Genomic DNA, 19,932 nt, shown 5'->3' on the forward strand with positions numbered 1-19,932 from the left:
GCTGACAATGATTTGCTTTAAATTTTCGAGGTCAAACTTAATCTATCTCAAATGGAGCTCGTTGCTAGAACAACGTCTTATTCGATTGTGAGTCCTGGAATTCCGTAGGGCTGAGTCCAAATTGTTTTTGAAAATTTCGCGAAAAATGTGTTGCTGAACTGTAGCCCAATAAATTTGAAATTTCATAGACCTTGTACTGTCGTAAACTAAGCAATTCAGCAGCTTTTCGAAGTCGGGTCAGGTTGATGAGCTCATTCGGTGAGAGGCTTGACACCAGATTTATTTTTCGATACAGTGTGGGCCTACTCATACAGAGTATGTCTGCCATCCGGTCCACATTAAATTGAGGGTCATCCAAATGTTCCATAATGATTTCTTCAATTTTGAGCAGAAAGTCCTGATCGCTTTGATTCTGACCGATTTGCTGTATTTGGGACATCGGATTTTTGATGAAAAATTCCTTGACTTTAGTCCTGTTTTTTAACAGACTAACAATTTGAGCTTTTAAAAATGCGGGCGAAAAAGGTTTTTCAATATATGCATCAGCACCATATTCCAAACCTTGGATCTTCGACTCTATGCTATTTTTTGCAGTCAATAAGATGATGGGAATATGTGCATAAGCGATATCTTCTTTAATTTTTTGACAAAGTTCATAGCCATCCATTTCGGGCATCATCACGTCACTAATGATGAGGTCAAAATACTCCGATGCCAGTAAATTCAGCGCCTCATTTCCATTGGTGCTGGTGGTGATATGGTAATCTTCATTAAGGTCATCCGCAATAAATTCAAGTAATTCAGCATGATCATCTACTACTAATAAATTGGCTTTTGCATTCATAATCATTGGTTTGAACTGTGGTTTAGTGGTAAAGTCAGACGGAATATATTCCACCGTGAATTTTCAATATCATATACTAGGCTGCCCTGATGTTTTAGTGCCAAGGATCTTGTCAATGCTAAACCTAAACCACTTCCAGGAACGTTCTTATTTTGTTTTAATCGATTGAATGGTTCAAAAATTCTTTCCCTTTCTTCTGAAGGAATTAAAGCACCGTCGTTTTTCACGGTCAATATAGCAATATTTTTCTGTTTATCCTCCGCTAAATTCACTTCAATATCCTGTGATGAGTATTTTAAGGCATTATTGAACAAGTTATAACAGATTTTATCAAAAGCATCTATATCAATGTACCCCATGATATCAGGAGCGATAGTCACTGTCATGTTCCTCCTCATGGCTTGAACGGTGACACTGAAATCATTGCTTATTTTTTGTGCTGCCTGACTAATGTTTTCCAGCTCAAAGTGTAATTTAAAACCTTCCGTTTCGACCTGTCGAAAATCCAGCAACTGATTACTGAGCGCAATCAATTTTTCGGTATTGTTCTGCATGGTCGTCAATAGTTTATCCGTTATTGGATTGTGTTCGACCTTGTCCATGAGCTTTTCCAGCGGCGCTTTAATTAATGTCAGTGGTGTGCGTATTTCATGGACTACATCTGTGTAAAAATTGATTTTTGAGCGGTAGAGCTCTTGTTCACGAAGATTTTGCACGGTCAATAAATGTTGACGATTACGTTGTTTTATCTTTTCATTAAAGTGATAAATAATAAATGTAATGAGTGCAATAAGAATTATTGCATAAACGATATAAGCAGGTATGCTTGCCCAAATAGGAGGAAGAATTACAATTTTAAGACTTGCAGCGGTAGGGATGGTATTTCCATTGGGGTCTTCCGCTTTAACTGTAAAAACATAAGTTCCCGGTGCAAGCTTCGTGAAATAAGCCCGTTGATTACTGGTAATATCTACCCAATTATTATCAAGACCTTCCATTTTGTAACTGTAATGGATAGAATGGGGGGCTTGATAATGGAGTGCAGCAAAATCAAGGCTAAATGATGATTCATCGTGTTTCAATTGAATCTTATCCGTAAAGAGGATGGATCTGGAAAGTATACTGCTGTCTGTGTACTGATTAATCGCTTTGTTATTGATATAGAGGTTTGTGATATAGATCGGAATTCGCGTATTATAATTGACCTGATTGAGTCTTTTTGGATCAAAACGGATTAAACCATTGATCGTGCCAAAGTAAAAATTCCCCTGACCATCTTCAAATGAGGAATTGTAATTGAACTGAACGGAAGGTAGTCCAGATTCTAGGTTAAAAACTCGTTTTTTTCCATTCAATAGATGATAACGCACCAATCCTTTAGATGTACTCACCCAAAGATTATTTTGCTGATCCTCAAGAAAGGCCAGGATCACATTGCTGGGCATACCTTCATGTATACCAATTTTTTCAAAACCATTACCTGTAGCCTGTTTTTTTGCCATACCACCTTCCGTTGCAACCCAAATCTGTTTCTGCGAATCTTCAAATAAACTATTAATTCGATTGTTTGGTAGCGAAGTTAGATCATCCTTTTTATGCGTATAATGTTTAAAGGCTCTAGTGGTAGGATTATAGCAAAATAAGCCATCTCTCCAGGTGCCTAACCAGATATTCCCCTGTTTGTCCTCAAGCACAGTCGTATAAAACATATATTCAGGAACGTTTCGAACTATGTGAAAAGATTTATTGGCGAAATCAAAGCGATATAAACCACGAGTGGAGGCAGCTAAAATGTCCCCTTTCTTTGTTTTATACAGATAAAAGAGGAAATTACTTTGTAGATCGGAGTTGGAATAACTATTTCGGTCGATATGGTAAATAACCTTTTCCTGTTTAGGGTCAAAGATATCCAGCCCGTTAACAAAAGTGCCAACCAATAATTTATTGTCAAAGGGAAGAATTCCATGAATATTGTTGTTTGCCAGATTTCCCTGTTTTTCGGAGAAATTTTTGATTTTTCCGGAAATTGGATCTAGCTTGGACAAACCACCATTTTCGGTTCCAATCCAGATCTTGCCTGTCTCATCCTTGGTAATGATACGTACGGCTGATCCTTTTAAGTTACCGGGTTTATCTTGTGGTAAAAATTTTTCGATAATGCTGTTGTTCTTATGATAGTAGTTGACGCCACCAAAATAAGTGCCTATCCAAATTCCCTGATCCTTGTCTTGTAGAATGTTATAAGCGGCATTGTCAGAAATACCCCATGGATTTTCCTGTTCTTTTTGAATATTGATAAAGCTTTGATCGGCAATTTGATAAATAAAGAGCCCTGATTCGGTCGCAAACCAATACTCGGTATCATTTGGTTGCAGGATATCTCGGACATAGAGAAATTGCTTTAACCGATCTGGGCCTAACATGGATTTTAAGGTAGCTGCCTTTAAATCGTAAACATACACACCAGATTTGGAGGTGCCAATCAATAATTCCCCTTTACGGTTCTCCGTTATTTTTTCGATACTGAACCAATCTTTCGCACCATATTTTAGTTGAAAGTCCAGTAGGAGGACTGGTTTGTCAGTGTTATTGATTTGGAAAATTTTTCCTTCTGGAGTACCAAAGAAAATAGTTCCATTTTTTGTACAACTGACTGCCGTGATATAAAGATCTGATCTGGTGATTTGTTTGATTTCCTTGTTGACCAGATGATAGTAATAAAGTAGGCCATTCGATATAAACCAGATTCTTTTCTTCTGATCTGTAATGATAACAGGTACATCCGAATTTTCGAACTGTTTACTTAATAATCTAAACTGTTCATCGATGGGGTTGTAACAGTAAATTCCTTGATCAGTGCCAATCCAGATCCTTTTTTTGAAATCTTCTTTCAGGGAGATAATATTATTACCTCCCAAGCTATTTTTCTCGGAAGCTGAGGCGTCAAAATGTTTGAAGCTATTTCCGTCGAATCGGTTGAGACCATCTTTAGTGCCGAACCAGAGAAATCCGTAGCTATCTTGCATACTACAGATCACCGCATTGTTTGAAAGCCCCTCATTTATTTGATAATGGTTAAAATAATAGGGTTGTGCGTGGATAAGCAAAGGAGACAGCAGCAAGAAAAATAAAAAATGTAGCGGCTTAAGGTTGATCATGATCATTTGGTTATTGATACAAAATAGCTTAAAATTGAAACAATTTAACCCCAAAAAAATAAAAAAAAGTAGGATTTTAGTATTTGTATTGTAACCGATAAAATTATAAAAAATATAGCTAACAAAGTAAGTTATCATCCAATAAAGATTATAAACCATTTAAATCATAACAAATGAAAGGAAAATTGATGTTGCTGAGTATTTCTGGAATATTTACCTATTGTTGTCTGTCCTGTCAGCAAACAAATCATTCAAAAAGTACTCAAAACGACACGGTAGCAGCCTTAATGGACACTTCATCATTTAGTACTACAATTGATGCTAAAAAAATCTATTTATATAAATTGACGAATAAAAATGGTGTACAGGCCTATTTTACCAATTTTGGAGCACGTTTGGTTGGTTTGTGGGTGCCTGATAATACTGGTAAATTACGTGATGTCGTATTGGGATTTTCGAAGGCTAGTGATTATAATAACCCCAAAGAACCTTTTTTTGGAACGATCGTGGGACCTTTCGGCAATCGTATTGCAAAAGGAAAATTCAAGCTAGATGACAAGAACTATAAACTGGCGGTCAATAATGGACCGAATACATTGCATGGTGGATTTAAAGGAGTACATTTTGCGCATTGGACGCTGAAGAAGTCTGACCCGTCATCGGTTACTTTTGCATATACATTGCCTGATGGACAGGAAGGATTTCCGGGCAACATTCAGATGGAAGTTACTTATACGCTCAATGACAATAATGAATTGATGATCGCTTACCGTGCTGAAACCGATAAGAAAACAGTGGTCAATCTAACAAACCATGCTTATTTTAATTTAAACGGCGAAGGAAGTGGTACAATTCTAGACCACAAACTTCAATTGTTTGCCAATCAATATACGCCAGTAGACAGCACCTTGATACCTACAGGACAATTGGCTGAAGTAAAAGGAACACCATTCGATTTTACCTCAGCCAAGACAATTGGAAAAGATATCAATGCCAGTGACAGTCAGCTCACTTACGGAAAAGGATATGACCATAATTTTGTGTTGACCAAGGAAAAAGAAGGAGAATGGTATAAAGCGGCGTGTGTTGTGGGCGATAAATCAGGTATTGTAATGGATATTTTGACCACCGAGCCGGGGATTCAATTCTATAGCGGCAACTTTATGAATGAGCAAGTGCAGTTAAAGAATGGCAAAAAAGATTCGTTCCGAACAGCTTTCTGCCTGGAGCCACAACATTTTCCCGACGCGCCGAATCAACCTAGTTTCCCAACGACAGTTGTAAGTCCTGGGGAGATTTATCAAACGAAATCCCTGTATCGTTTTTCGGTAAAATAATACATATTAATAATGATTGGTTTTGGAAGTGCATCTTTTTGAAGGTGTACTTCCTTTTTTTGATACAAATAGGCAGTGTTTTGAGAAAAATCAATCGTCCAACTTATTGATTAAAATTTTAATTTTGGATAATCAGTTATAAAACTAATCAAGCCAATAATGATAAAAAAAATAGGCCTATTATCTTATTTCATTGGAATTTGTTTTCTGTGTTCGGCGCAAAGCAATGCTGTAACCACTGTTGATCAATTGCCGATTGAAGGTAAAAATCTAAACTATGTTAACAATCGTTTGCCATTAAAACAGAATGTCTTGCTGAAATTGCCCGTAGGTAGTATTGTTCCGCAAGGTTGGTTGGGGAAATATTTGGATTTACAGAAAAATGGTCTTACGGGGCATCTGGGTGAAATTAGTGCATGGTTATCAAAGAAAAATAATGCATGGTTGAGCTCCAATGGGAAAGGTGATTACGGTTGGGAGGAAGTTCCTTATTGGCTGAAAGGTTATGCAAATCTGGGGTATATTCTGAAAGATCCTAAAATAATAGCCGAATCAAAAATATGGTTGGAAGCAGCAATCAAGAGCCAACGGCCTGATGGCTACTTTGGTCCCCTGATCTTGCGCAACAATAAACCTGACCTATGGGGTAATATGATTATGTTATGGTGCTTACAATCCTATTATGAATATAGCGCTGATCAACGTGTTTTAACCCTTATGACCAACTACTTTAAATGGCAGTCAAATTTACCAGATAGCTTTTTTCTAAAAGACTATTGGGAGAATAGCCGCGGTGGGGACAATTTACTATCTGTCTATTGGCTCTATAATAGAACCGAAGGTAATGAATGGTTGATGGATCTGGCAGATAAAATTCATCGAAATACCGCCAATTGGCGTCAGAAAGGTGATCTTCCGAATTGGCACAATGTCAATGTTGCACAGTGTTTTAGGGAGCCGGCAACCTATTATCTCAAGAGTCAGTCGACTGATGATCTGAAGGCAACCTATGACAATTTTAATTTCGTTAGACAGGTATTTGGTCAGGTTCCGGGCGGAATGTTTGGCGCCGACGAAAATGCCCGTCCAGGATATACTGACCCTAGACAAGGTGTCGAAACTTGTGGCATGGTCGAACAGATGGCCTCAAATGAAATTCTTCTTGGAATTACAGGGGATCCATTTTGGGCAGATCACGCTGAAGAGGTTGCTTTTAATACCTATCCCGCAGCTGTAACAGCTGATTTCAAGGCGCTCCGTTATATCACTAGCCCAAATATGAGCATTAGCGATAGTCATAATCATGCTCCAGGTATCGATAATAACGGTCCGTTTTTGATGATGAATCCCTTTAGTTCACGTTGTTGTCAACACAATCATAGCCAAGGATGGCCGTATTATGCCGAGCATCTGTATATGGCGACAAATGACAATGGTGTTGCAGCAGTATTGTATGCCGCGTCCAATGCGGATATCAAGGTCGGCGATAATCAAAATATTCAGATTAAACAAGCCTCCAATTATCCATTCGAAGAATCTATTCGCTTTACAATAGGAACGAATGGAAAGGCAGCTGATTTCCCGTTCTATTTGCGGGTTCCTGCCTGGGCAAAACAGGCACAGGTAAAAATTAATGGAAAGATACAAAACGTTAAATCGGGGGCGAAATATATTCGGATTGAAAGAAAATGGAACAATGGAGATCAGGTCGAACTTCTGCTGCCAATGTCTATCGAATTGAATACATGGACGGCAAATAAAAATGCAGTTAGCATCCAACGGGGGCCATTGACTTATGCCTTGAAGATTAAGGAGAATTACGTGAAAAAGGATAGTAAAGCTTCGGCTATTGGTGATTCAAAATGGCAGGAAACCGCTGACCCAACCAAATGGCCTTCGTATGAGATCCTCCCGGCAAGTGATTGGAATTATGGCCTTGTCCAAAATGAATTGCTTGCTCCAGATCAATTGAAAGTTGTCAAACGGGCGTGGCCAAAAGATGCCTTTCCATTTGAAGCGGATGCGGTACCTATTTCCATTTTGGTAAAAGCGAAACGAATTGATGGCTGGAAAATAGATGAAAATGGATTGACCGGTGTATTGCCATTGAGCCCAGTGGAAAGTCAGGCAGCAGTTCAACAAGTCGAATTGATTCCAATGGGGGCTGCCCGTTTGCGTATCGCAGCATTTCCGACAGTAAAGTAATTAAAGATATAAATGATATAACGATTTTTTTATGATGAAGAAAACCTTATTTTTTGCCAGTCTGATGATGGCTGCACAATTGAATTTTGCGCAGGAATGGAAGCCGGTAGGCGATCACATATTGACCTCGTGGGGTGAAAAAGTGACTGCACAGAAACCACATCCAGAATATCCGAGACCACAACTGGTGCGGACAAATAACTGGCAAAATTTAAACGGCTTATGGAAATATGCCATTACTCCAGTAAACGCAAATGAAATTCCCCAACAGTGGGACGGAAATATCCTGGTACCTTTTGCGGTAGAATCTGCACTTTCAGGGGTTGGTAAGGAAGTTGGTAAAGATAAAGCATTATGGTATACCAACACGATTACCTTGGACAAGTCGGTCAACAAAAATAATGTCTTGCTCCATTTTGGTGCTGTAGACTGGCAATGTGATGTATACGTAAATAATCAGTTGGTGGGTAGGCATGAAGGTGGTTTTGATCCTTTTTCGATGGATGTGACCCGTTTTTTCAAAAAGGGAGCCAAACAGGAAATCGCCATACGTGTATGGGATCCTACGGACGATGGTCCACAGCCTAGGGGCAAACAGGTCAAACGTCCGAATGGTATTTGGTATACACCAGTTACCGGTATATGGCAAACAGTATGGCTGGAAAGTGTACCACAATCCTATATCGTGACAACAAAGCAGACGCCGCGGTTGGATGAAGGAGTACTAGCCTTCCAAGCGACAGTAGCAGGTAGCCAGGCCGGTGATGAAATTAAAGTGCGGGCACTAAACGGAACTCAGGTTATTAAAGAACAGGTGGGCCAACCAAATACTGCTTTCGAGCTTGCTGTGCCGAATTTGGAAGCCTGGTCACCCAATAATCCGAAGCTTTATGATTTAGAAATTCAGTTGGTCCGCAAAGGGAAGGTCATTGACCAAGCAAGAAGCTATTTCGCCATGCGTAAAATTTCAATGGGAAAAGACGAAAACGGAATACAGCGGCTCCTATTGAATAACAAGTTTACCTTTCAATACGGACCACTTGATCAAGGTTGGTGGCCCGATGGTTTGCATACAGCGCCTACGGATGAAGCCCTAAAGTTTGATGTGATTAAGACAAAAGAAATGGGGTTTAATATGATCCGTAAGCATATTAAAGTTGAGCCAGCACGTTGGTATCGTTACTGTGACAGTATCGGTATGCTTGTCTGGCAAGATATGCCAAGCGGTGATTTGGGCGGAAATCATTGGGATATGCAACCCGGAAAAATATCCGGTGGAAATCGGGATAAAGTACGTTCACAGGAGTCTGAGGGCTACTATAGAAAAGAGTGGAAGACCATCATGGAAGTTTTGCATAATTATCCCAGCATTGTGATTTGGGTACCTTTTAATGAAGCTTGGGGACAATTTAAAACCAAAGAAATTACAGAATGGACGATGGCCAATGACCCATCCCGTTTGGTAAATAGCGCCAGTGGTGGTAATTTTATGGAGACAGGCCATATATTGGATATACATAATTATCCTGATGCGGCAATGCCCGATCCAAAATTATTTGGTGCAAAACAGGTATTGGCATTGGGTGAATTTGGTGGCTTAGGACTTCCAATAGATGGTCATTCTTGGCAACAAAAGGACAACTGGGGGTACCAAAGCTTTAAAAATAAAGCAGAACTTCTTGAACGCTACAAACAATTGATCCGTGATTTGACAAGACTAATTCCTATGGGATTGTCGGCAGGGGTTTATACACAGACCACCGACGTAGAGGTGGAAACAAATGGTTTGATGACGTATGATCGTAAAGTCGTTAAAATGCCTGAAGCAGAATTAAATGCTGCCCATCAGGCGTTGTATCATGCGCCAACTAAGTAATTTTATCCTAAATCGACAAACATGCTGCAATCAATGTTGTTGAGGTGTTTTACTGTCGTAGTTTTGATACTGAGCCTGTTGAACTTGTGTGGGAGTTCTTCAGGCTCAGTTCAACAAGCTACCCAGATTGGTCAGTCATCGGCACAAAACAAGACCTATATAAACCCTGTCTTTGAACCGATACTTGCGGATCCTACCGTGGTCCGGAATCCCCAGAATAAATTATTTTATGCGTATGGAACAGCTGACAACTGGGGGGATGGTAAGGGGCAGCGTTTAGTTTCTATTTTACAGTCAAAAGACCTGGTGCATTGGACCTGGATCGGGACGGCATTTTCCACCAAACCGGACTGGAAGCCGCAAGGTGGGATCTGGGCGCCGGATGTGGTTTTATTGAATGGAAGATACCTGATGTACTATGCTTATTCAACTTGGGGCGACCCCAATCCCGGTATTGGGGTGGCGATCGCGGACAAGCCGGAAGGTCCATTTGTGGATAGGGGCAAGCTGTTCGATAGCAAGGCGATCAATGTGCCTAACTCGATAGACCCCTATTTTTTTAGGGAGAAGGAGCATAATTACCTCTTTTGGGGAAGTTTTAGTGATGCCGTTACGCAAGGTACCTATGGCGTACCTTTGAATGCTGATGGAACCCAAATACCAGATTTGGATAAAAAATTTAAAGTTGCCGCAGGTGACTTTGAAGCTGTTGTGATTCATAAAAGGAAAGACTACTATTATTTTATTGGCTCAAAGGGCTCTTGCTGTGAAGGTGAAAAAAGTAGCTACCATGTACTCGTTGGCCGATCAAAAAATTTGAAGGGCCCTTATTTGGATCAGGAAGGACGCGATTTAACCCAAAGAGGAAGCGGAACTTTATTGTTGAGAGGAAACGAGAGATTTGTTGGGACAGGACATACCTCCCGGGTTATAAGCGATGAACAGGGCAATGACTGGTTGCTTTATCATGCTATGGATCCCAAACAACCGCGCGTTTCTACTGGCGGTAATCGCCGCATGCTCTTATTGGATAGAGTAATCTGGAAGGAGGAGTGGCCTACGATTGAAGGAGCAACGAGTAGTGCTACTGAAAAAGTGGCTCCAATATTTAAGTAATAGCTGAATAGCTGCCAATTGTAATCTGCCCTGTGCAATCGGGGCAGTTATACAGATGGGATTGTTGGCGATTAACTTAAATGCTGATCAAGCCACAGATCGATAAATTGGAAGGCATCTTCCCTGCAATCTTCATGGATTATTTCGTGACGCATTCCTGCGTAGAGTTTTACGGTGATATCTGTCTTTCCCTGCAGGCGCAATTGCGTGACTGTCTGCTTTAGTCCGTTCCCGAAGTCCCCAATAGGATCATCCTGTCCGCTAATAAATAATAAGGGTAAGTTATTCGGGATGCATTTGTTGCGCGCATTATCTGTCGCCCGTAGCGATAAACTCAATACCGTATAAAAGCCATTGTTTGTAAATAAACCACCACATAATGGATCTTCGATAAAAGCAATACGATTCGCTTTGTTGACACTTAGCCAATTGCTGTTATTCTGGTTGAGTTCATCCTTAAACCGTGCATTATTGCGTTTATCGAACAGACTATTGATCAATCGACTACGTTTTTTTGGTGCAAAAGAATTGAGCACCGCCAATAGCATACGAAAAGCTATGGATCCCTTTTGTCGCGCGCCGGTTCCCATGATTATGGCCCCTTTAAAGCGATCGCCAGCTTGTTGTAAGACACAACGGGTGACAAAAGATCCCATGGAATGCCCTAATATAAAATGGGGGTAATCTGGATAGGACTGTTGTATCATTTCACTCATCCTTATTGCGTCCGAGACGAGCTGCTCCGCCGGATCAGATTGTTGAAAATAACCTAATCCATCAGTATTTGCTGCCGTTTTTCCATGGCCCAATTGATCATAGGTAAGTACAGCGAAACCCCGGTCGGACAAATGTTCTGCAAGTAGCTGATACCGGCCGCTGTGTTCCTGCATACCATGGACAATCAATATTGTCGCTATTACCGGTTGGTCTACAGGTTTATATATGCTGTAGAAGAGATTGTGGGTTGCTTTACCCGCAAAAGAATTTATCGAAAAACGACTGGATGATACCGTATTCATTGCTTTTGTTCTTTTGTTGTCAAAGTAAACTAAGATTATTTTGTTGGATTTGCAAGTTGACCTTGCTCAGCCTGAAAAAAAACTTTAGTGGGATCATATTGAATAAATTTAGTTCGTATTAATTTTTTAGTATCGGAATATTTTTTAGATTTGCAATAATTTAGAATTAATTTAAATAAGCAATTGATTCTTTTGTTTAAATACATTGTATTCAACTGAAGGTAGCATGAGTTCAGGCGATATTCATACATCGTGATAGGAATAGCGATTGCTCAAGATACTTCATTACCAATAAAAAATACGTTCTAATGAAAAAGACACTTTTAGCAGCTTTACTTTTTGCGGCATCTTATGCCCAAGCACAGACAAATTCATTAATGAATGGGGAGTTTTGGAAAAGTAAACCTACTCTGGCTACGGTTAAGGGAGAAATTACAAAAGGGAATAGCCCTTCACAACCTAATGCGGCTTCTTTTGATCCTGTAACGATGGCAATCCTCAATGGAGCACCGACAGATGTTGTTAAATTCATGATCGAACAGGAAGGAAACAGTGTCTCAAAGAAAACACACCATAGTCGGAGCTACTTGCATTGGGCTGCTTCGAGTGGCAATGCTGAATTGGTGGATTATTTAATTGCAAAAGGTTCCGATGTCAACTATCAGGATAGTCATGGCTATCCGATTATAGCGTATGCTGCGTCGACAGGAAATACCAATACCGCTGTTTACGATGCTTTATTTAAAGCAGGAATAAACCCAAAACAGAAATACGAGGGTGGCGCCACGTTAATGATGCTTGCAGCTTCAGCTGACAGAGATCTTACGCTGACCGATTATTTTATCAAGAAGGGGCTTTCCATCCAGGATAAAGATGAATATGGACGTACTGTAACTGATTACGCGGCTAAGTTGGGCAATATGGAATTAGTGGATAAGTTGATTGCCCGTGGTATAAAACCAACAAACAATGCCTTGTTTTTTGCTACACAAGGATCCAGGCAGGTATCGAATGGATTGGAGACGTATACCTATTTGGTTGAAAAGTTGAAGTTGGATCCCAAAGCCGTAAATAAAGATGGTGCAACCTTGTTACATGCGCTGGTACGTCGTCCGGATATGGCAGTGATCAATTACGTTCTGGATAAGGGAGTTGATGTCGCGAAGGCGGATAACGAAGGTAATACCGCCCTTATGATTGCTGCCAATGGCAAAGACGCGAAATTAGTAGCGTTACTGCTTTCAAAAGCAAAGAATGTGAATGCGGTGAATGAGAAAGGGGAATCTGCATTGACTAAAGCTATCGGTAGTGGCTCTGCTGAGATTGCAGCGCTCTTGATAAAAAACGGTGCCGATGCCAAATTATTGGACAAAGATGGTAACAACTTGGCTGTTTACTGGTTCAATTCTTTTAAAGAAGCCCAGCAGGGAGGTCGCCCGCCACAAGGCGCTCAGTCCAATAACTCACCGGTAGATGATTTTAAAGAAAAATTAGGTGTACTTAAAGCTGGAGGGCTGGATGTTGTCGCACCACAGAAAAACGGTAGCACACTCTATCATCTTGCTGTCGCTAAAGAAAGCACAAACCTCATTCAGAAAGCAAGTGAGTTGGGGGTAGATATCGATGCACAGGATAAAGAGGGCACCACTGCGCTGCATAAAGCCGCTTTGATCGCCAAAGACGATTCTTTATTGAAAACACTGGTTGCTTTGGGAGCAAAAAAAGAATTGAAAACTGAATTTGATGAGACCGCATATGATTTGGCAAAAGAAAATGACTTTTTGTCAAAAGGAAATGTGCAGTTGGACTTTTTAAAATAATAAGATGAATACTATAGTTAAGAGCGCGCTAATCACACTTTTGTTTTCAGTAATTTCTGTAAGTACATTTGCCCAGACGGGTAAGTATAAATGTATGATCCAAATGAACGCTTACACGGGAGAGGGGGCTTATGTTGTTATTTCTCTGATGAATCCGAAAGGAGCATACGAAAAAACACTTGCCGTACTTGGACCGGACAAGCAATGGTATAACACCCTAAAAGAATGGTATAAATTTCAGACCAAAACCAAAGAAAAACTCAGTGCTGTAACTGGGGCTTCTATTAGTGGCGGCGACCGTGCCATGCGTACACTGGAAATTGATGAGTCCAAATTCAATAAAGGGTATAAACTTCGCTTTGAATCTGCGGTAGAAGAACAGAAATATCATACTGCAGATGTCGAAATCCCATTGACAAAAGAGGCTATTACTGAAAAAGTGAGTGGCAAAGGATACATTAAGTTGATCAAATTAAACAAAGTACAATAAGAAAAATGCTGGTATCTGTCTGGAGGTATGCACATTTAGCCTTAGCGCTTGTTTCTTCTGTCTTTTTACTTTTATTATCGGTCACTGGGGTAATTTTGGCAATTGATGCCGTCAATGAAAAAATACCTTCTTATCGCATAGAAAATATAGATTCTTTCGATCTTTCGCAGACCATAGCTGGTCTGCGAAAGGTTTATCCGGAGATAATTGAAATTTCGGTCGATCACAATCAATTTGTGAGCATTGACGCTATAGATGCTGATGGAAATACCGTAAAGGGGTATATTGATCCTCAAACTGGTAAATATCTCGGCGCACAAAAGAACAAAACGCAGTTTGTTCAATGGATTACCGCCCTACATCGTTCCTTATTCTTAAAGGTGACGGGACGTATTATTATCGGCGTAGCTTCTTTTCTACTATTTTTAATTACAATCTCAGGTTTGGTTTTGATTATCAAACGTCAACAGGGCGTTCGACATTTCTTTGCCAAGATCAATCGGGATTTCTTCGCACAGTATTTTCATGTCGTCTCTGGACGGTTGTTTTTGATACCCATTTTAATTTTGGCTTTGACGGGGACTTATTTATTTATGGTCCGGATTGAACTGTTAAAGAAGACAAACCAAACGGTTGAATATCCAGTGAAGGAAAATGAGACCGAGGAGCTGGCGATAGCAGATTTTTCGATCTTTAAAAAAACGAAACTTAACGATGTCGTGAAGGTGGAGTTTCCTTTTATGGAAGGAGATCCTGACGAATATTATGTTCTCAAGCTGAAAGATCGGGAGTTGACAATAAATCAATTGAACGGTGCCGTACATAAAGAAGTCAAGTATCCGTTTACTGCACTGACCGAACAACTTTCGCTCGATCTTCACACCGGTAAAACCAATATGATATGGGCCATCATTTTGGGCCTTGCATCATTGAATATTGTGTTTTTTATTTATACAGGTTTTGTCATTACCTTTAAACGTACGCGTACAAAGATTAAGAATAAGTATAAGGCTTCCGAAGCCGAAATAATTATTCTGTTTGGTACAGAAAATGGAAGTACCTTGTTTTTTGCCAATCAGATTCACAAACAGCTTTTGGCAGACGGTAAAAAATCACTTTTGCTTGGAATGAACCAATATCAGTGCTTTCCGAAAGCAAAACATTTTTTACTGTTTACGTCCACTTATGGTCTAGGCACAGCACCTTCCAATGCGGCTCAGTTTGAGAAAAAATTATTGGCCCATCCGCAGCAGCAGTCGATTAATTTCTCTGTCCTGGGTTTTGGATCAAAAGCATACCCTGATTTTTGTGCTTATGCATGTACAATAGACAGACTACTTAGTCAGCAAAAATGGGCCTCCCGACTGATAGACTTGCATACAGTCAACGACAAAAATGTTGATGAACTGATTTCATGGGTACATCATTGGAGTGGACAAACCAATATCGCCTTAGCTGCTGCTCCGGCAATATATAGTTCAAAAGCGGTTGGATTAAAGAAATTTAAAGTGATTGCCCGATCGATTGTTTCGGAGAGCAACAGTACCTTCACGCTTGTATTAAAACCTCTTGGAAAAATGAAAGTGCAGTCCGGTGATTTGTTGGCCATCTATCCGGCACAGGATCAACGGGGACGCTTCTATTCCATCGGATGTAAGGACGGAATGATTCAATTGGTCGTCAAGCTATTTCCTGAAGGCTTTGGTTCGGGTTTTCTATATCAGCTAAAACCTGATCAGGTTCTGGAAGCACGTGTCATGGCCAATCCAAGTTTTCATTTTCCGAAGGTGGCACCAGCTGTGGCCTTGATTGCAAACGGAACCGGTATTGCACCGTTTTTGGGTATGATTGCAGAAAATCAGCATAAAATACCTGTCAAACTCTATGCAGGATTCCGCACAAACAATGAGATGACAGCGCAATATCTGCAATTTACCGACGAACAAAAAAAGCAGGGACATCTGAACGATGTACAGCTGGCTTTTTCGCGGGAACAGCACGGACAGTACGTGATGGATCTGATCCGTCAGGATGGTGCCTACTTTGTCGAATTGCTCGAACAGAAGGGCTGTATCCTATTATGCGGTTCACTCCGCATGCAACAGGATGTCGAAGCAACATTAAATGAGATGCTGCTGGCAAGTACAGGCAAACCGATCAGCAGCTATAAAGAAAATGGTCAGATCCTGACAGATTGTTATTAAACACTACAATCTTATGCTATCATTTATTTTGACAATGTGTAATGAATTATTCTAAGCAATATCTACTGATTTCAATATTTTCGTTGATAGCCACCGTTAACGGTTTTTCACAGGTATTGCTCAAAAAACAGGTGACCCTTATGGGGTCTGTTTTTGAGATCACATTAGTTGATCAGGATAGCTCAGCTGCCCAAAAGCATATTATCGAAATCATTGCAGAGATTGAACGTATAGAAAATCTGATTTCAGAGTGGCGTCCCTATACGCAAATCTCGGAGGTAAACCGTAATGCCGGGATCAAAGCTGTCAAAGTCGACCGGGAAGTATTTGATCTGACCAAAAGAGCAATTCAATACGCCCGGAATTCACAGGGAGCCTTTGATATTAGCATTGTCGCTTTAGACAAAATATGGAAGTTTGATGGAAGTATGGATACAATGCCTTCCGGGGATGCGATCAGAAACTCGGTTACTAAAGTTGGCTATAAACATATTGTTTTGGATAGTACTGCCTCAACTATTTTCTTGGAACTTCCGGGTATGAAGATTGGCTTTGGCTCGATCGGGAAGGGCTATGCTGCCGATCGGGGAAGGGAGATCATGAAAAACCGCGGTATACCTGCAGGAATTGTCAATGCTTCCGGTGACCTATCAACCTGGGGTAGCCAACCAAATGGTGGGCCCTGGAAAATAGGGGTGAACAACCCCTTCAGGGCACATGAAATGATAGAGGTCCTTCGTTTGAATGAAATGGCTGTCGCTACCTCGGGGAGCTATGAAAAATATGCCGAAATCGAAGGGAAACGTTATTCCCATATTATTAATCCTGTCACCGGATACCCAGCTACGGGACTGACTTCGGTAACAATCTATGGCCCGTCGGCAGAAATAGCCAATGCACTGAGTACGTCCATTATGGTACTCGGTGAAAAAGAGGGGAAGAAATTAATCTATAATTTTCCAAATTATCGTTTTATATTTATTACAGACAAAGGGAAAGTTGTTCGGGATAAGCGGAAGCAATTCCCTTAAACAACAAATAATATGTCAATGAAAATAATTTAGAGTAAAAGCGTTGTTGGTTCGTCTATGTAACTATGGACATTGCATACCAAAATCATATGGCAGAAAAAAACTCCAGATCATTTACAGACATTGTCAAGACTTATGGGAGTCAGTTGCTACGTTTTGTAAAAGGAAAGGTCAAAAAAACGGAAGATGCCGAAGATATCTTGCAGGAGGTCTGGTATCAATTCAGCCGTTTGACCAATATGGACGAACTGGAAAATGCTGGGGCATGGTTGTATGCTGTCACCCGAAACAAGATTACCGATAGCTACCGAAAAAAGAAAGATGAGTCGCTTGACGATTTAATGGCGGATGGAGAGGAAGTGGACACTGCTTTCCCGATACGTCAGTTTTTGCTGGCTGATGATTCGAATAACCCGGAGCTCAAATTATTCAAGGATATTTTTTGGGATGAATTGATGAAGGCGCTGGATGAATTGCCTGAAAAACAACGTCGGGTTTTTATGCTCAATGAAATTGAAGATAAAACGTTGCAGGAGATCGCCGATATGGAAAATGAAAATCTAAAAACGATAATAAGCAGAAAGGGGTATGCGGTGAAACATCTTCGTTTACGTTTGCGGAACTTATATGAAGAATTAAAATTTTAAAAATATAGCTATGAATAGAAGAATGAGAAGACAGGGAAAAGGCAAATTTGCTTTTGTGTTTGTTGCCATTATTATTGGAGTTTTCTTGCTGGTAGCCTTATTACAATATTTGTGGAATACATTGATGTGTGATATTTTCAATTTGAAGGCTATTACCTATTGGCAGGCGTTTGGACTTTTTGTGCTATCACGGATTCTATTTGGGCGTGGATTTGGTAAACCGGGGCGAGGCGGATTCCGTAAAAATTTCCCCCCTGATATGGGCCGTCATGAAGATCTTTCAGAAGAGGAAAGGGAGCGTCTAAGGGAGGAATGGAAGCGTCGTTTCAGTGGAAGGTGTGGATTCTGAAAAAAAAATAAAATTTTTTAAAGTAAAAGCCTAGTACAGGCGTCTTCTTCTATAAAGGCGCCTTTTTTTATGCCAAAAGCTGAAGAAACACTTTCAGGTAATGACAGAACGCGATGATCTGTTACTAGGGATATAAGACAATTATACTGGGTTGAAAAATTGACGACAGGAGAAGTATATAGGATAACGAATAGAATTACCAAGAAGTGGGTCGACGGATTTTGGGTTTAATGAACAAATAAATTAAAGAAAAAATGAAAAATAAAGTTCGATTTATATTGCCCCGTTTAATCGCATTGACGGTAGTAGCGGGGTTAGCAACCTTAATAATAGGAGCGATCTTTAAGCTACTGTTGGTTGCATCCATCTTATTTGGAATAGGAAGCTTGGCAATGGCCAAAATACGCCAGAGAGAAATGCGTTCACCTAAAATGGACAAGGCACCGATCTACCCCGGCATGTCCAGTGCGTCGAGAAAGAATGGTCCAATTGTTCCTTTGCACAAACAACAACGGGTTAAGAATGCGACAATCGTCCCGGTGTATTAATATCAGGACCTGGTAGAAAACCAAACAACACAAATAGAGACAGTAGTGAAGTCCTTTGGGCTGCTCATTACTCAATACACAATATTCATTACTAAAAAAATAAAGACATGTTTAAAAGAGATCATTATTCCAGAGGATATTCAAATCAAAATAGATTTTGTGGTCAGCATTTCAAAGACCGTTTTGAAAAATTTCAGCAACATTTTTTTGAAGGCGAAGCAGGACCACGCGGAGAGGGACAGCAATTTGTTCCTGTAAATATTTCTGAAAATTCTGAGTTCTACGAAGTGCAGGTGTTTGCTGCCGGCCGAAAGAAAGAGCAGTTTCAGGTCAGTATAAATGAAGGGATCTTAACGATTTCCTGTACAGAAAATACCAACGATACGGTAGCTTATATCTATAAGGAACATTTGGGCACTGCGTTTGAGCGCGAATTCCAATTAAGTGAACAGGTGCTTACAGATAATGTACATGCCAGTTTTGAAGATGGCGTACTAACAGTCATTCTTCCCAAGGATCTTGACAAGGTGAAAAGACCGCAAGAAGTCATTATTGACTAAATAATCGGCAAGTAGTGCCTAAACAGCAATTCCGAAAGAGGTCGATGCAGGTGCATTGACCTCTTTCATGTTTTTTTGAGTTTTTTTTGCAGTTGTTTTTTTCCAAATTTTCCGAAGAAATAAAATAGTGCTAGAACGACCAAAACAGCCATAAAAGGAACGAATATGGCTAGAATGGTCAAAATGGTTGAACCAATGGTTTCCATGGTCGAAATAATGAAATTTCCAAGACCTGCCGTACCTATTGAGGAAGCCGCCCTGGTACCAGCTAGGACCGTACTTATCGTTGCAGCAGTCCCCCCGCCGGCGATAATAGCTGTAGACCATCGGAAAAACGGAGAAATATCTGTAAACTGTATTGCAAAAAGTAAAGTCCCCGCGACAGCTGCCAAAGGAATGGAAATTGTATCCAAAATATTGTCAATAACAGGTATGTAGTAAGCAGCAATTTCAATAATCATTGCCATGCTTGTCGCTATAAGCACCAAATTAGAACCTGCCCAAGCCCATTCGTTGCCTACTTGGAACAGTTCCAGCCGACAGCCCAAGCTCAACAAAAATAGCGGCATAAAAATCCGGAAGCCAGTTGCAGCAGCCAAACTAATACCGATAAATGCGCTGACCAGGTATGTGGATAATTCTCCCATGACAAATGGATGTTTAGTTCTATCTATTAGTAGAATAAAAGAAGGACGTTTTTTGTTTTAAAATTGTCATGGACTTAAAAA

Annotated in this window: 16 protein-coding genes; 12 read left to right on the top strand and 4 right to left on the bottom strand. The window is 40.3% G+C overall.

Going from position 1 to position 19,932, the window contains the following annotated elements:
- Positions 1–64 precede the first annotated feature (64 nt).
- Entirely contained in the window at positions 65–844 is a 780-nt protein-coding gene (locus B4A24_RS03120; RefSeq protein WP_293942559.1) for a response regulator transcription factor, read from the bottom strand.
- Positions 845–846: 2 nt separating this feature from the next.
- Complete coding sequence (locus tag B4A24_RS03125; protein WP_293942561.1) at positions 847–4,002, bottom strand: ligand-binding sensor domain-containing protein; 3,156 nt, start codon at positions 4,000–4,002, stop codon at positions 847–849.
- Positions 4,003–4,175: 173 nt separating this feature from the next.
- Between B4A24_RS03125 and B4A24_RS03130 the strand changes: the two genes are divergently transcribed.
- The 4 genes from B4A24_RS03130 to B4A24_RS03145 all read left to right on the top strand — a co-directional run bounded on the left by B4A24_RS03130 (position 4,176) and on the right by B4A24_RS03145 (position 10,536).
- Positions 4,176–5,339 carry an aldose epimerase family protein gene (locus B4A24_RS03130; protein ID WP_293942563.1) on the top strand — a complete coding sequence of 388 codons (1,164 nt, stop codon included), beginning with the start codon at positions 4,176–4,178 and terminating at the stop codon, positions 5,337–5,339.
- A 159-nt stretch (positions 5,340–5,498) separates the two neighbouring features.
- Positions 5,499–7,544 (top strand): beta-L-arabinofuranosidase domain-containing protein, encoded by a 2,046-nt coding sequence (locus B4A24_RS03135; RefSeq protein WP_293942565.1) that lies wholly within the window; start codon positions 5,499–5,501, stop codon positions 7,542–7,544.
- 31 nt (positions 7,545–7,575) lie between these two features.
- Positions 7,576–9,420 (top strand): glycoside hydrolase family 2 protein, encoded by a 1,845-nt coding sequence (locus B4A24_RS03140; RefSeq protein ID WP_293942566.1) that lies wholly within the window; start codon positions 7,576–7,578, stop codon positions 9,418–9,420.
- A 21-nt stretch (positions 9,421–9,441) separates the two neighbouring features.
- Entirely contained in the window at positions 9,442–10,536 is a 1,095-nt protein-coding gene (locus B4A24_RS03145; RefSeq protein ID WP_293942568.1) for a family 43 glycosylhydrolase, read from the top strand.
- A gap of 71 nt (positions 10,537–10,607) precedes the next feature.
- Here the strand turns inward: B4A24_RS03145 and B4A24_RS03150 are convergent, their stop codons facing one another.
- Complete coding sequence (locus tag B4A24_RS03150; protein WP_293942570.1) at positions 10,608–11,555, bottom strand: alpha/beta fold hydrolase; 948 nt, start codon at positions 11,553–11,555, stop codon at positions 10,608–10,610.
- Positions 11,556–11,863: 308 nt separating this feature from the next.
- On the opposite strand from B4A24_RS03150, the gene B4A24_RS03155 reads away from it, so the two are divergent.
- From B4A24_RS03155 to B4A24_RS03190, 8 genes are all read left to right on the top strand, one after another.
- Entirely contained in the window at positions 11,864–13,375 is a 1,512-nt protein-coding gene (locus B4A24_RS03155; protein ID WP_293942572.1) for an ankyrin repeat domain-containing protein, read from the top strand.
- Between the two features lie 4 nt (positions 13,376–13,379).
- Positions 13,380–13,865, top strand: a complete 486-nt coding sequence (locus B4A24_RS03160) for a DUF2271 domain-containing protein (RefSeq protein WP_293942574.1) — start codon at positions 13,380–13,382, stop codon at positions 13,863–13,865.
- Positions 13,866–13,870: 5 nt separating this feature from the next.
- Complete coding sequence (locus tag B4A24_RS03165) at positions 13,871–16,069, top strand: PepSY domain-containing protein (RefSeq protein WP_293942576.1); 2,199 nt, start codon at positions 13,871–13,873, stop codon at positions 16,067–16,069.
- Positions 16,070–16,110: 41 nt separating this feature from the next.
- A complete protein-coding gene (locus B4A24_RS03170) occupies positions 16,111–17,100 on the top strand; it encodes an FAD:protein FMN transferase (protein ID WP_293942577.1) in 990 nt (329 codons plus the stop codon).
- A gap of 89 nt (positions 17,101–17,189) precedes the next feature.
- Entirely contained in the window at positions 17,190–17,747 is a 558-nt protein-coding gene (locus B4A24_RS03175) for an RNA polymerase sigma factor (RefSeq protein ID WP_293942578.1), read from the top strand.
- Positions 17,748–17,757: 10 nt separating this feature from the next.
- Entirely contained in the window at positions 17,758–18,096 is a 339-nt protein-coding gene (locus B4A24_RS03180; RefSeq protein WP_259182621.1) for a hypothetical protein, read from the top strand.
- 254 nt (positions 18,097–18,350) lie between these two features.
- The gene (locus B4A24_RS03185) at positions 18,351–18,644 is read left to right on the top strand and encodes a hypothetical protein (protein ID WP_293942579.1); all 294 of its coding nucleotides are present in this window, start codon (positions 18,351–18,353) and stop codon (positions 18,642–18,644) included.
- Positions 18,645–18,751: 107 nt separating this feature from the next.
- Complete coding sequence (locus tag B4A24_RS03190) at positions 18,752–19,204, top strand: Hsp20/alpha crystallin family protein (protein WP_293942580.1); 453 nt, start codon at positions 18,752–18,754, stop codon at positions 19,202–19,204.
- A gap of 65 nt (positions 19,205–19,269) precedes the next feature.
- Here B4A24_RS03190 and B4A24_RS03195 read toward each other — a convergent pair whose 3' ends face one another.
- Positions 19,270–19,851, bottom strand: coding sequence for a DUF4126 domain-containing protein (locus B4A24_RS03195; protein ID WP_293942581.1), 582 nt, complete (start codon positions 19,849–19,851; stop codon positions 19,270–19,272).
- Positions 19,852–19,932: the final 81 nt, after the last annotated feature.

Source organism: Sphingobacterium sp. UBA7249, assembly GCF_002472835.1.
GTDB lineage: Bacteria > Bacteroidota > Bacteroidia > Sphingobacteriales > Sphingobacteriaceae > Sphingobacterium > Sphingobacterium prati.

What these genes read in the sequence shown, in the direction of transcription:
- B4A24_RS03155 (WP_293942572.1), top strand. Translation starts at nt 11,864, where the DNA reads ATGAAAAAGACACTTTTAGCAGCTTTACTTTTTGCGGCATCTTATGCC.
- B4A24_RS03125 (WP_293942561.1), bottom strand. Translation starts at nt 4,002, where the DNA reads ATGATCAACCTTAAGCCGCTACATTTTTTATTTTTCTTGCTGCTGTCT.
- B4A24_RS03185 (WP_293942579.1), top strand. Translation starts at nt 18,351, where the DNA reads ATGAAAAATAAAGTTCGATTTATATTGCCCCGTTTAATCGCATTGACG.
- B4A24_RS03180 (WP_259182621.1), top strand. Translation starts at nt 17,758, where the DNA reads ATGAATAGAAGAATGAGAAGACAGGGAAAAGGCAAATTTGCTTTTGTG.
- B4A24_RS03170 (WP_293942577.1), top strand. Translation starts at nt 16,111, where the DNA reads ATGAATTATTCTAAGCAATATCTACTGATTTCAATATTTTCGTTGATA.
- B4A24_RS03135 (WP_293942565.1), top strand. Translation starts at nt 5,499, where the DNA reads ATGATAAAAAAAATAGGCCTATTATCTTATTTCATTGGAATTTGTTTT.
- B4A24_RS03140 (WP_293942566.1), top strand. Translation starts at nt 7,576, where the DNA reads ATGATGAAGAAAACCTTATTTTTTGCCAGTCTGATGATGGCTGCACAA.
- B4A24_RS03175 (WP_293942578.1), top strand. Translation starts at nt 17,190, where the DNA reads ATGGCAGAAAAAAACTCCAGATCATTTACAGACATTGTCAAGACTTAT.
- B4A24_RS03190 (WP_293942580.1), top strand. Translation starts at nt 18,752, where the DNA reads ATGTTTAAAAGAGATCATTATTCCAGAGGATATTCAAATCAAAATAGA.
- B4A24_RS03120 (WP_293942559.1), bottom strand. Translation starts at nt 844, where the DNA reads ATGAATGCAAAAGCCAATTTATTAGTAGTAGATGATCATGCTGAATTA.
- B4A24_RS03130 (WP_293942563.1), top strand. Translation starts at nt 4,176, where the DNA reads ATGAAAGGAAAATTGATGTTGCTGAGTATTTCTGGAATATTTACCTAT.
- B4A24_RS03145 (WP_293942568.1), top strand. Translation starts at nt 9,442, where the DNA reads ATGCTGCAATCAATGTTGTTGAGGTGTTTTACTGTCGTAGTTTTGATA.
- B4A24_RS03195 (WP_293942581.1), bottom strand. Translation starts at nt 19,851, where the DNA reads ATGGGAGAATTATCCACATACCTGGTCAGCGCATTTATCGGTATTAGT.
- B4A24_RS03165 (WP_293942576.1), top strand. Translation starts at nt 13,871, where the DNA reads ATGCTGGTATCTGTCTGGAGGTATGCACATTTAGCCTTAGCGCTTGTT.
- B4A24_RS03150 (WP_293942570.1), bottom strand. Translation starts at nt 11,555, where the DNA reads ATGAATACGGTATCATCCAGTCGTTTTTCGATAAATTCTTTTGCGGGT.
- B4A24_RS03160 (WP_293942574.1), top strand. Translation starts at nt 13,380, where the DNA reads ATGAATACTATAGTTAAGAGCGCGCTAATCACACTTTTGTTTTCAGTA.